Genomic DNA, 13,049 nt, shown 5'->3' on the forward strand with positions numbered 1-13,049 from the left:
ACAAACAAAAATTCAATATGAAAAGAACTCTCTTTCCGGCGCTGGCTGTAGCCCTTGTCCTCGCGGCCTGCGGCACGAAGACCACGGAGCAGGCCGAAGCTGCGGCTGAAACCGCGGCGCAGCAGGTTGTTTCGAGCGACATAGCTTATGTCCAGGTCGAAGCCGTGCTGGCTCAGTGCGATCTTTACAAAAACGAAGGCGTAGCGCTCCAGGAAAAGACCGAAAAGGCACAGAAGAGCTGGGCCCAGCGCGAACAGGGCCTCCAGGCCGAAGCCGCCCAGTTGCAGCAGAAATACGAGAAGGGGCTGATTACCTCGCGTGACGCACAGGCACAGCAGGAACGTCTCCAGCAGCGCGCCGCGTCCTACCAGACGAACGCCCAGAAGGAAGCCCAGACGCTCGACGAGGAGAACTATGTATTCACCAACCGCGCACAGGACCTGCTGCACCGCGCCGTGCAGGAGATCAACAGCGGCAAGCAGTACAAGCTGATCATCAACGCCTCGGCGCTGATCGACGCCGACTCGACGCTCAACATCACGCCTACCGTGCTGGCTAAGGTCAACGAGCTGTACGCAGCCGACAAAAATGCCCCGAAAAAGTAGCCCCGCCCACGGAGAATAAAAACCGGCTTCCCCATAAGGTGGAAGTCGGTATTTTTTTAGTACATTTGCAAAGATAAAACGCTGCCCGGGCAGACGCACCCGGCAACGCCCGAATAAATTTGGCATTGCAGCAGGCAAGCATTATCTTTGTACGATAACTGAAACCTGATAAATTTTCTGACACACGATGGGATTCGTTCCGTTTACATTCGTCGACCTGATAGACATCATCCTGGTGGCTGTGATCATGTACTGGATATACCGCATGACCAAAGGAACCAATGCGCCGTATATCCTTTCGGGGATCATCGCCGTCTACCTGCTGTGGGTAGTCGTACGGGCCCTGAACATGGAACTGCTGTCGACGATCCTCGGGCAGTTGATTTCGGTGGGAGCCATTGCGCTGATCATCGTCTTCCAGCCCGAACTGCGGCGGTTCCTCCAGATGATCGGCATGCGCCAGAAACATTTCAACTTCATCACCCGCATCTTCTCGACGGGCGAGGACACCGTGCAGACCAATGTCGTGCCGATCGTCACGGCCTGCCGCGAGATGTCGGACACGAAAACCGGAGCGCTGATCGTCATCGGCCAGCAAAGCGACCTGCGGCTGATCGCCGAAGGCGGCATCGCCATCGACGCCAAGGTTTCGACGGCGCTGCTCAAGAACATTTTCTTCAAAAACGCCCCGCTGCACGACGGTGCGGTGCTGATCGAAGGCGACCGGATCGTGGCGGCGAAGTGCATCCTTCCGGTGACGCAGAGCGACGTGCCCAAGTCGTTCGGCACGCGCCACCGCGCAGCGATCGGCATGAGCGAAATTTCGGACGCCATCATCGTCGTCGTCTCGGAGGAGACGGGCGAAATATCCATCGCCCAGGCCGGTGAAATACGCCAGCGGATCGACCCCGTCCGGTTGCAGCAGACCCTGCAACGCTACCTGACCATCAATTCGCGCAAACGCTCGAAAAAGGAGGTCGCCGAGTAACCGGAGCAAAGCGCCGGATTTCAGGGGAGAGGCAATGAAGCAACACGGTTTCGGTCTCGCTCCGCAGGCATAAGGCGCCGGATTCGACAGACGACAGAACGACATAAGACCGATCCGCCCTACACCGCTTAACCAAAATACCGATCGGCAATATAACGACAAAACAGGGATTATCCGGTTCATGTTCCGCCGTTTTACCAGAAGGACAGGAGGTTCCGAAAAATACGCAACGATGTTATTCCCACCCAAAACGCCCCGCCTCGCGCTGCGCGCATGGCGGGAGAAAGACCTGCCCGAATTTGCTGCCATGAACGCCGACGAGCGCGTCATGGAGTTTTTTCCCGCACCGCTCACCCCCGAAGAATCGGCACAAATGCTCGACCGCATCCGCGACGAATTTTCGACCGAAGGATTCGGAGTATACGCCGTCGAACGCCTTTCGGACGGTGAACTGCTGGGATTTACGGGCCTGCACCGGATCACGTTTTCCGGCGGCCTGGAGGGGCAGATCGAAATCCTCTGGCGCCTGCGCTACGACGCCTGGGGACAGGGCTACGCCACAGAGGCCGCCCGGGCCTGCGTGGCCTTCGCCGCGAAACTCGGCATTCCGGAACTGAGCGCCTTCGCCTACGTCGGGAACGAACGTTCCCGGCGCGTGATGCAGAAGATCGGCATGGAGTGCGTCGGGGAGTTCAACCACCCCGCACTGCCCGAGGGGCATCCCCTGCGGCGACACGCCTTGTATTACATTCTTACGGAATAAAAGAAGTCCGCGGCCCCGAAGGGTCGCGGACTTTTCATTCGAGCCTGCCGGCTATTTCAGTTCAAACCCGGCCGTGCCGCGGATATCGTCCGAAGCGACGCCGACATAGGCCGTGAAGGCTCCCGGTTCGCAAACCCACGCACCCTTCGTGTCGTCGTAGTACTGCAACATATCGGGTGTAATCTCGAAAGTCACCGTCTGCGTCTCGCCGGGGTTCAGCGATACCTTTTCAAAGCCTTTCAACTCTTTCACCGGACGCGGCAGCGACGACTCCTCGTCGCCGATATAAAGCTGGACGACCTCTGCACCGGCACGGTCGCCCGTGTTGGTCACCTCGGCCGAAACCCGGATGCGGCCGTTCGCCGCAAGCGTCGCGCGGTCGGCTTTCACGTTGCCGACGGAGAAAGTGGTATAGCTCAGACCGTGGCCGAAGGCAAACAGCGGCTTGAGCGCCTGTTTGTCGTGCCAGCGGTAGCCGACGAAAATGCTCTCGTTATACCGCACCGAATCCGTACCGGGATATTCGCCCAGCGCATGCGCGCTGTTGTCCTCCAGCCGCACGGGGAACGTGAAGGGCAGCTTCCCCGAGGGATTCACCGCACCGAACACCACGTCGGCCAACGCATTGCCCGTCTCCGAGCCCGAGAACCAGGCCTCCAGCACCGCCGGAACGCGTTCGATCCACGGCATCGCCACGGCATTGCCCGAAATGACCACTACCGCCAGGTTGGGATTCGCGTCGGCAAGCGCCTCGATCACCCGGTCCTGTGCATAGGGAAGGCCGTACTGGGTACGGTCGTCGCCCTCGCTGTCCTGGTGGCCGCTCTTGTTCAGACCGCCGATGAAAAGCACGACATCGGCTTTGCGGGCCGCAGCTACGGCATCGGCGATCAGCGCCTCCTCGGAACGTTTCTCCGAAAGGTCCTGACCCGTTTTCACGCCGTTGTAGTCGCCCGTCACGTCACCGACGTAACCGCGCTCGTAAATCACTTCGGCCTTATCGCCCACAGCGGCACGGATGCCCTCGAGCGGCGTATATTCGTGGCGGACCTTGAGCGACGAGGAACCTCCCCCGACGGTCATCATCTTGACGGCGTTCTCACCCACGACGGCGATCGTTTTTACGCTGGCAAGGTCGATGGGAAGCACTTTATTGTCGTTTTTCAGCAACACCATACCCTCGCCGGCGATGCGGCGCGCAGCGGCCGTGTGTTCGGGCGAATTGAGCGATCCGAAGGGTTTGCGCGAATTCATCGCCGTGCGGAAAATCAGGCGCAACACGCGGCGGGCCTTGTCGTCGAGCACGTCGGCCGAAGCCTCGCCCTTGCGAAGCAGGTCGAGGTAGGGATTGGCGAGGTAATAATTATCGTAGGCGTTGCTGGCTCCCCAGTTCAGGCCGTTGGTCCACGACCCGAACTCCATGTCGAGACCGTTCTCGACAGCCTGTTTCGTATCGTGCACACCGCCCCAGTCGGAAATAACCACGCCGTCGAAGGCCCAGTCGCGTTTCAGGATGTCGTTCAGCAGGTACTGGTTGTGGCAGCAATGCTGGCCCTTATATTTATTGTAAGCGCCCATAATGGCCCACGTGCCGCCCTCTTCGACCGCGGCTTTGAACGCCGGAAGGTAGATTTCGTTGAGCGCACGGTCGTCGACGATAACGTCGATGCCGTGGCGGTGCACCTCCTGGTTGTTCAGTGCGAAATGCTTGACGCAGGCGGCCACGCCGTTCTGCTGCACGCCCTGGACATAGGGAACGACCATGCGCGACGAGAGATAGGGATCTTCACCCATATATTCGAAATTGCGGCCGTTGAGCGGCGTGCGGTAGATGTTCACGCCCGGGCCCAGCAGGACATCTTTTTCGCGGTAGCGGGCCTCTTCGCCGATGGATTTGCCGTAAAGGGCCGACATGGAGGGATTCCACGTCGCGGCCAGACACGTCAGGGCGGGAAAAGCCGTACACGAGTCGTTGGTCCAGCCGGCCTGGTCCCACTCGTCCCACAGCACTTCGGGACGGATTCCGTGGGGGCCGTCGGTGCACCACACCTCGGGAATGCCCAGCCGCTGAACGCCTGCCGACGAAAATTTCGACTGGGCGTGGAGCAGGCCGACTTTCTCTTCGAGCGTCATGCGCGCGAGGGCGTCCTCGACCCGTTTTTCGATGGGCTGCGACTCGTCGAGGTAAACCGCAACGCCGCTCTGCGCCTGCTGTCCGCCGCCGCAGGCGACGGCCGTAAAGGCACAAAGCGCAGCAAGGCCCTTTATCAATGTTCTGTTCTTCATTTTGGGAAAAAGATTATGTGTTTGCAAACGGAGTGCGCAGTCGAGAGGCTGCGCACTCCGTGATGCAAAATTAGTAATTATTTCTTAACCATCGACAGAACGGGCTTGTCATTTCCGGCCGTCACGTCGAGCGTCAGGCAGTAGGTCGCACCCTCGTCGAGCGTAACTCCCGAAGCGATCTCGATATTTCCGTCCCCGGCGATCGACAGGAAAGCCTCCGTGCCCGGCGCCAGCGAGAACGTACCCAAGCCGTCCCAGCCGCGGTTCTTGAAGAACTTGCCGCTCCAGCCGCTTACGCGGAAGCGCTGACCGAGGGTCGTACTGCCCTCCAGTCCTGCCTGCGCCGTCATCTTATAGATACCGGGTGCGGATTCGGGCACGCAAACACCCTTCTCCGTAGTCCAGCCGGGCTGGTCGGCCGCCGCGGGCGAACCGATGCCGTAACCGATGAAATAGACCGCTCCGTGGCCGTCGTCGCCCAACGTGGCAAGCCCCGAACCGTCGGCTTTGAGCACCAGTGCGTCGATCACCTTGGTCGCAAGATTGGCCGTGATACGGTACTTGCCTGCGACGGGAACCAGTTTGACGCTCGTCGCGGAAACCGCTTCGAAGAAATCGGGATTAATCCACGCCGGGGTGAAAGCGTCGCCGCCGCCCAGCGTCAGCGTCTGGCCCTGCGTCAGGTCGAGTTCCAGTTGGTAGTTATCCACATCGATCTGGGTCATCTGCGTCCCGTTGACGGTGATGTCGGCAGGCGGAAGCTGCTGCTCACCCACCTTCTCGACGGTCAGCACAGCAGCCGTATTGCCGCCCGTAACGTCCACCGTGAAGCGGTAGATGCCGCCCAGGTCGAGCGTCTTGCCTTCGACAAGACCCAGGTTGCCCGAATCGCTGATTTTCACGATGTCGCTCGCGGTCGTAATGTCCTTGCCGCCGAACTCGCCGCCCCAGGTCTTCTGGTGGAAGAACTTGAAATCGAACGACGAAGCGTTGATCGAGATACCCGCGACGAGCGTCAACTGGTACTTCTTGTCGGCGACGCGCGCCAGACACATGCCGCCGTCCTCAGGACTCCAGCCATACGCATTTTTCAGCGTCGGTTTACCGACCTCCGTACCACCAATGGCCCAGATAGCCCCCGAGCCGTCGTCGTTGAGCGTAGCGAGTTCGGTTGCCGACTTCATGGCCTCGATCTTCAGGTAGCTGTGCTTGAAGTTGGCCGTCACCTTGTACATGCCCGTCATCGGCAGGAAGCTCAGTTCTTCGGGGTTCGAAGCGTTCTTGCGCTCGAAGAAGTCGAGGTCGACGTTCCAGTCGGCGAAATCCGCAACACCCGTCAGCGTGTAGGCCTGGTTCTGCGTCAGCGTGGTAACGATGTAATAATTGTCGTTATCGAGCATCGTCATCTCCGTGCCGTCGAAGAGCAGTTTGATAAAGGGCGAGCCTTCGAAGGTCTTCAGGTTGAAGGTGATCGTAAACTCCCCGGCGTTGGAATTGGCGTAAGGAATCGGGTCGGTCGAGTCTGCCACGATGCCGGCGGTCTCCGTATCGTAACCGAAAGTCACCACCGAACCCGCGTCGTCGAGTTCCGGCGTCGAAATATAACCCTGCGGCTTCTGCGGGAAATCGTCCGTCACGGCGTACTCGTAGTCGTTGCACGTAGGCTCCATGCGGTACTCCACGTCGTTGAGAACAAAATTCAGGTAAGCAGGTTTGGGACGCGACACGGCGAGCGGGCGCTCGACGGTCGTCTGTCCGAAGCGGATGTTCTGACCCACGAGGCGCAGCGTGGCCTCGCCGTCGGGAATATTCTTATAGAAGGGAAGCGTCACGGCTCCTTTATAGGTTCCGTCGGTCTTGGTGCGGATCACCTCCTCGGCGACCATTTCGTCGTCGAAGAAAATCTGCGCCTTGAGCGTCGAAAGCGGATAACGGTCGGTCATCGCCACCTCGAAGTCGACCTTGCCGCCGTAGACGCCCGACGCATCGACCGAAACGACGGTCATCTCGGGACCGATGTCGGTGGTTTGCAGTTCGGGATCGTCCTTGCACGCCGTCGTGCTGGCCGCAACGAGCAGCGACAAGGCAATGTATTTCAGCGTTTTCATGTTCTGCGAATTTTAAAGGTTAGTTTTCGGCCCCTGCTCCCCAGCGGAACGAGGCGATCGACTTGGCCGGGATGGTGTATTTGAACGAGCGGTCGGCGGTTTCGTATACGGCGACGGTCTGCTCGGCCGTGCCCTTGTTGAGCGCGATGAAAGCCTTCGAGCCGTCGGGATTGCTGAATGCCAGGTAGCTCAGTCCCGAAGCCGCATAGCCCGATGCACCGATACGTACGGCCCCCGGCTGAATGACTTTGGCGCATTGCGCCAGGTCGTAGTAGTGGCTGTTGTACTTGAGCGTCTTGTAGTCCGACGAGCTGATCTCGATAGCGCCGTAGCAGGTCGTGCAGCCTCCGGGGCGGTTGGGCGCGCCCTTGTCGTCGAGCATAAGGTTCCACAGCAGCACGCCCTTGCCCATGCGGCTCAGCGTCCCCATGAAGATCGACTCGAAATCGTCAATCACGCAGCTTTCGAAATTGTAGTTCCACGTGCCGATCGAAGCCTCGGTGAAGTAAATCGTCTTGTCGGGAGCCGCCCGCAGGATGTTGTCCAGTTCGGAGACGCTGCCGCCATAGTTGTGCCATGCCGAACCGTCGATCCACTGTGAAGCATCGCCGTCGGCGTAGATGTTGAGCGGATAGTTCTCCTGACCCGAAACGCCGTCGTAGTTATAGTTGTGGTCGTAGCAAAGTATCTTGGTCCCGATGCCTGCCTTTTGGAATGCGGGGCCGAGCTTCCTGACGAAATCCCGCTGGTCTTCCCACGGCATGTAGAGCGACATCGAATTGCCCTTGTTCAGCGGTTCGTTCTGCATCGTGACGGCGTAGATCGGGAAGCCGTTTTCTTCCATCTCGGTCACCCACTGCACGAAGTACTCGGCATAGTCGTCGTAATAGGCGGGATTCAGGCGACCGCTGGTCCACGCGTTGTAGGGCTTCGAAGGATCGGTGAGCGTGCCTTTCATCCACCGGGGACACGACCAGGGCGAACCCATGATCTTAACGTCGGGGTTGATGGCCAGAATCTCTTTCAGGACGGGGAAGATACCCTCCTTCTCAACGGCGGGAATGGCGAAGAACTCGATGCCTTCCTGGTCGCAGCAGGTGTATTCACCCATCGAGAAGTCCGAGCCGCCGATATGTACGCGGATGAAACTGAATCCGGCGCCGGTCTCGGGATCGAAGCATTTTTTGAGAATCGCCGTGCGGTCGGCCTGCGACATCTTCATCAGGTTGTAGCACGTGGCGCCGGTGATGGCCGGACCGAACCCGTCGACGGTCTGGTAGGTCGTCGAAGGATCGAGCGTCACCCGGTAGGGCGACATCGAGACCTTCGAATAGTCGAGCCTCTCCTCCGTGAAAAGGCGGTTACCGTTGGCCGAAGTGACATAGGAGTAAACGTCGGACCCAGCGGGTACGGGATCGGGTCCCGGCGTAGGGTCGTCGCCGTTTCCGCTGGAGCAGCAGACCGCTCCGGCAAGCAACAGCGAACAGGTCAGCAGGCGCAGGTTGTTATTGATCGTGAATTTCATGGTTGAATCGTATTTTTAAGGTTAATAGCCCAGGTTTTGCTCGATGTTGGTATTGTCCTCCAACACCGAAGTCGGAACCGGCATCAGCACGCGGTTGTCGTTCATCGCACGGCGGGGCTGGAAATAAGAGTCATAGGAAGCGGAACCCTTGATGTTGACGCCATCGCAGATTTCGAACAACTTCGAATAATTGTCGCCGTAGCGCATCAGGTCGAACCAGCGGAAGCCCTCCATGGCCAGCTCCAGGCGGCGTTCGTGCAGCACGGCTGCGCGCATCAGGTCGGCCGAAGCGCGCTGCGACGCGGTCAGTTTGTCGATACCGGCGCGGTCGCGAATCTCGTCCACGATGTCGGCGGCGCCGCCCGGATCGTCCGTGTTGGCCAGCGCTTCGGCGTGCAGCAGTTTGATCTCGGCCAGACGCATCACATAAACCGGCGTCACGTTGGTCGGGAATTTGTGCATGAAGGCATACGCATCGCTGGGATACCGGTATGACCAGCCGCATTCGTCGTAGATAACCGAAGCGTCCTTGCGCTCGGTGTCGCCCTCGGCATCGTAGGCCTTCGTCAGGTTACGCGACGGCGTACTCCACTTGCCCCACGAGAAACTGTCGCTCGGAACGTAGGCGTTGCGGTGGAACATCATCCACATCCACGAACCCGAAGTCTGGCTGGTCCACTGCACTTCGAAAATCGACTCGCGGGTGTTTATGGCCGCCATACCCGTATCGCCGGTGGTGTAGGCCCACAGGTCGCCGTACTTGTCGCAGAGGCTGTACCCCATGCCCTCGACCGCCTGGCAGGCCGTGATCACCTTCGACCAGTCGCGGAACTCGCGCATGGAGTAGAAGCGGGCCATCAGGCCGTAGGCGAAGCCCTTGGTAATCCTGAATTTGTTCGAGGCGTCCATGTCCGGGGCATACTTGCAGGCATACTCCTCGATGTCCTTGACGATCTGCTCGCCGACAGTCTCTTTCGACACGCGTGCAGGAAAATAGAGCGGATAGACCTCCTCGATGTTCCCGGCGTTGATGGCGGGCGGAATCTCGGTCAGCATCGGAATTTCGCCGAAGAGCTGCATCATGTTCATCCAGATATAAGCGCGCCAGCAGAGCGCTTCGGAGAGCCACTCCTGGTACTCCTTCTCGGTGAGCGACGGATCGTTCTCCTTCACCACGTCGATGTTGCAGATAACCTGGTTGGCATAGTCCACGGCATTCATCGAATAGTTCCACAGGTTCGAGGCGAATTCGTTGTCGCTGTCGATCAGGTTCTGTTCGATCGTCATGGTCTTGGCTTCGTTCGCCGCTCCGTAAGCATTGTCGGCACGGCTTTCGGCCAACGTGATCAGCTGATACCAGTAGGTCTGAAGGTCGCCCTTCATGTAGTTGTACATGGCCGTAAGCTGGCCTTCGAGCAGTTCGCGGGTGTTGATGGCCGTCTCGGCATCACCCGTACCGGACGTATTGTTCTCGGCATACATCGTATCGGGGAATTTCTCAAGGCTGCACGACGTGGTGGCAACCCCCAGCGAGAGACCCGCGACAATTAAAAATATCTTTTTCATAATCGGTTCTGTTTTCTGTGGTTAGAAAGTGAGGTTCAGGCCCACGACGACCGTGCGCACGTTGGGATAGGTTCCCCAGTCGATGCCCATCTGCGTCGCGCTTTCCGACTGGCTCACCTCGGGGTCGTAACCCGAGTAGCCGGTCCAGGTAATGAAGTTCTGGAGCGAAATGTAGGGCTGGATACGCGTGATATTGATGCGCTTGAGCTTGGGCGAGGTGATGTCGTAGGACAGGGTGATGTTCTTCACCTTGAGATAGGAGCCGTCCTCGACCCAGTAGGTCGAGTTCTTCACGTTCCACGAAGGGTTGTTCGAGCGGAACACGTCGGTCTGCTGTCCCGGAATACGCCAGCGGCGCAGCACGGTGGTCGTCTGGTTGTTGCCCGAAGCCATGCCCTCGGTCTCGATGCGCGAGGCATTGAAGATGTCGTTGCCATAGGAACCCGTGATCAGGATGTTCAGGTTGATGCCCTTCCACGAGAAGTTGTTGGTCATGCCGAACGTGAACTTGGGATTGGCGTTGCCGATCCAGGTCTTGTCGAGCGGCGTAATCTCGCCGTCGCCGTTGCGGTCCTCGTAAACGAGGTCGCCCGTTTCGGGATCGACACCCTTGGAGACGTAGCCCCAGAACTTCGAAAGCGACTGGCCCGGCGTCATACGCACGACATTGTCGTTGGTGGCGTCGGAGGTCGTAGCGTAGTAGTAAACCTGCTTCAGTCCGAGTTTTTCGAGTTTGTTGCGGTTGACCGAAACGTTCAGGTCGGTCGACCAGTTGAAATCCTTCTTGGCGATGTTGACCGACGAAAGCGTGATCTCGAAACCCTGGTTCGACATCTCGCCGTCGTTGCGCATGATGTTCGGATAGGGCGACGGCAGGGGCACGCTCATCAGCATATCCTTGGTATACTTGTAATAATAGTCGAGCGAAAGGCTCAGCCGGTTATTCAGCAGGGCGAAATCGACGCCGATGTTCGTCTGCGAAGAGGTCTCCCACGTAAGGTCCTCGTTTTTGATGTTGCTACGTCCGCCGACGGTCGGCACGGCCTGGGCGTTCTCGGTCAGCGTCCAGTCGTAGTAGTTGGTTCCGTACTGCTGCATCCAGCCGTACTCCGTAAGGCCTGCCTGGTTACCCGTCTGGCCCCAGCCGGCGCGCAGTTTCAGGTCGTTGATCCAGCTTACGTCGCGCAGGAACTTCTCGCCCGAAATGCGCCATGCGGCCGAGAACGAGGGAAAATAACCCCAGCGGTGGCCGGGAGCCAGTTTCGAGGAACCGTCCGCACGGAAGTTGGCCGTCACGAGGTACTTGCTGTCGTAGTTGTACGACACACGGGCCAGGTACGACATGATCGACCACTCCGACTTGCCGTAGCCCTGGCCGCGGACGCCGCCGTTGTTACCGCCGTTCAGGTTGGGAATGGCGTTGTTGTTGGTCGACGAGAAATAGGTGCGCGAACCGCTCAACTGCTCCCACACCGAAGTCGTGGCCGACGTACCGGCCATCACTTCGAGGTTGTGGCGGTCGAAGGTCTTGTTCCAGGTGAGAATGTTGTCGTAGATCATGCGCATGTCGTCGGAACGGGTATCCGAAGCCGTGCCGTGCAGCGTGCGGCCGTAGGTCGTACGGATCGGGTCGAGGAACGACGACGAGTGCACCCAGCGGCGGTCCATCGAGACCGTCGATTTGAAGGTCAGGTTCTTGGCCAGGTAGAACGTCAGGCCGCCGGAGAGCAGCAGGCGGTCGGTGACATCCTGGTTATAGTCCGTACGGGCCATATTTTCGAGCGGCGAAGTGAGGTTGGCGCCGTAAAAATTGTTGTAGTACTGCTGGGGATTCTCGGAGTCCCAGATCGGCGCATAGGTCGGCGTGGTGATGGCCGAAACCACGACGCCTGCGCGGTTGGCGCCCTGCCCCGAGATGATCGAACCCTTGGAAGTGTAGTGCGAAAAGGTCGTCGAAGCGTTGGCCGAAATCCATTTGAATATCTTCTTCTCGAAGCTGGCTTTCACGTTGTAACGCTCCGAAGAGGTGGTGTTGATAATACCCGTTTCGTCGGTGTAGCCACCGCCCAGGTAGTAGGACGAATTTTCATCGCCGTTGGAGATCGAGAACTGGTAGTTCTGGTTGACACCCGTCGAGTAGGTCTCGTCGAACCAGTCGGTCACGTCGGTCAGCGTGGCCGGAAGTCCCGCCACGGCGCCATTCTCCTCCATCAGGTCGCGGTACTGCCGGGCGTTGAGCACGTCGTAGCTCTTGGTCACCTTCGATACGCCGACGAAGGTCGAGAACGAAATCTCGGGGCCTTTTTTCCGGCTGCCCTGCTTGGTGGTGATGAGCACTACGCCGTTGGCGGCGCGTGAACCGTAGATGGCGGCCGACGAGGCGTCCTTGAGCACCTGCATCGACTCGATCTCGTTGGGAGAGAGGTAGGCGATGGCGTAGTTGCCTTCGCCTACGGGAACGCCGTCGACCACATAGAGCGGGTCGTTGCTCGACGTGATGGACGAAGCGCCGCGGACGCGGACTACCATGCCCTGGCCGGGCGCACCGTTGGGCTGGATGACCTGCACGCCGGCCGCTTTGCCCTGGAGGGCTCCCGAAGCCGAGGTGATCGGACGCCGCGCGAGGTCGTCGGTCTTAACGATCGACACGGCCGTCGTAAGGTCCTTCTGCTTGACCGTACCGTAACCGATGGCTACCACGGCATCGAGCGCCACGGCATCCTCGGCGAGTTTTACGTCGATCTTCGTGCGGCCGCCGACGGGAATCGTCTGCGAAACGAATCCGAGCGACTGGAAAACCAGGCTAGCAGAATTCCCCCCCCCTCTGAGTTTCAGGGTATAAGAGCCATCCACGCCCGTCGTAGTTCCGTTCGTAGTTCCCTGCTCGATGATCGTGGCTCCGATAACAGGCTGTCCCGACTGGTCGGTGACGGTTCCCGTTACTGTAAGTTGCTGCGCGACGGCAGCCGGTGCGAAGGCGGTCAGCATCGCCGTCAGCACCAGCATCCATCCGATCCGGCAGCCCGCTTGCAGTTTCATGCAAAAATGTGCCATAGGAATTTAAAGGTTTTAAGTTATAAGTTAATATAAATAGGTAAGGCGCGGTTCTTAAAATATTAGCGTTTAATCGCCTTGTTTCCGTTTAAATAAAATTAACCAACCTGAATGACATGAAAAAAAATTAAACAGGAAATTGTAGATCGAAAAC

Annotated in this window: 8 protein-coding genes; 3 read left to right on the forward strand and 5 right to left on the reverse strand. The window is 58.8% G+C overall.

The window, feature by feature from the left end; all coding sequences use genetic code 11:
• The first annotated feature begins 17 nt into the window (after window positions 1-17).
• The 3 genes from KG007_RS08325 (at window position 18) to KG007_RS08335 (ending at window position 2,356) form a co-directional block, all read left to right on the forward strand.
• Entirely contained in the window at window positions 18-605 is a 588-nt protein-coding gene (locus tag KG007_RS08325) for an OmpH family outer membrane protein (RefSeq protein ID WP_195460875.1), read from the forward strand.
• Window positions 606-792: 187 nt separating this feature from the next.
• Window positions 793-1,593, forward strand: a complete 801-nt coding sequence (gene cdaA, locus KG007_RS08330; RefSeq protein ID WP_195460876.1) for a diadenylate cyclase CdaA — start codon at window positions 793-795, stop codon at window positions 1,591-1,593.
• 232 nt (window positions 1,594-1,825) lie between these two features.
• Window positions 1,826-2,356, forward strand: a complete 531-nt coding sequence (locus KG007_RS08335) for a GNAT family N-acetyltransferase (RefSeq protein WP_213348126.1) — start codon at window positions 1,826-1,828, stop codon at window positions 2,354-2,356.
• A 51-nt stretch (window positions 2,357-2,407) separates the two neighbouring features.
• Here the strand turns inward: KG007_RS08335 and KG007_RS08340 are convergent, their stop codons facing one another.
• From KG007_RS08340 to KG007_RS08360, 5 genes are all read right to left on the reverse strand, one after another.
• Complete coding sequence (locus KG007_RS08340) at window positions 2,408-4,642, reverse strand: glycoside hydrolase family 3 C-terminal domain-containing protein (RefSeq protein WP_213348127.1); 2,235 nt, start codon at window positions 4,640-4,642, stop codon at window positions 2,408-2,410.
• A 77-nt stretch (window positions 4,643-4,719) separates the two neighbouring features.
• A complete protein-coding gene (locus KG007_RS08345; protein ID WP_213348128.1) occupies window positions 4,720-6,750 on the reverse strand; it encodes a DUF5125 domain-containing protein in 2,031 nt (676 codons plus the stop codon).
• Between the two features lie 19 nt (window positions 6,751-6,769).
• The gene (locus KG007_RS08350) at window positions 6,770-8,275 is read right to left on the reverse strand and encodes a glycoside hydrolase family 30 protein (RefSeq protein WP_195460880.1); all 1,506 of its coding nucleotides are present in this window, start codon (window positions 8,273-8,275) and stop codon (window positions 6,770-6,772) included.
• Window positions 8,276-8,296: 21 nt separating this feature from the next.
• On the reverse strand, window positions 8,297-9,841 hold the full coding sequence (locus tag KG007_RS08355; protein WP_213348129.1) for a RagB/SusD family nutrient uptake outer membrane protein: 1,545 nt from the start codon (window positions 9,839-9,841) through the stop codon (window positions 8,297-8,299).
• Between the two features lie 21 nt (window positions 9,842-9,862).
• Window positions 9,863-12,895 carry a SusC/RagA family TonB-linked outer membrane protein gene (locus KG007_RS08360; protein WP_249413283.1) on the reverse strand — a complete coding sequence of 1,011 codons (3,033 nt, stop codon included), beginning with the start codon at window positions 12,893-12,895 and terminating at the stop codon, window positions 9,863-9,865.
• Window positions 12,896-13,049 lie beyond the last annotated feature (154 nt).

The sequence above is a fragment of the Alistipes montrealensis genome (genome assembly GCF_018362775.1).
Taxonomy (GTDB): domain Bacteria; phylum Bacteroidota; class Bacteroidia; order Bacteroidales; family Rikenellaceae; genus Alistipes; species Alistipes montrealensis.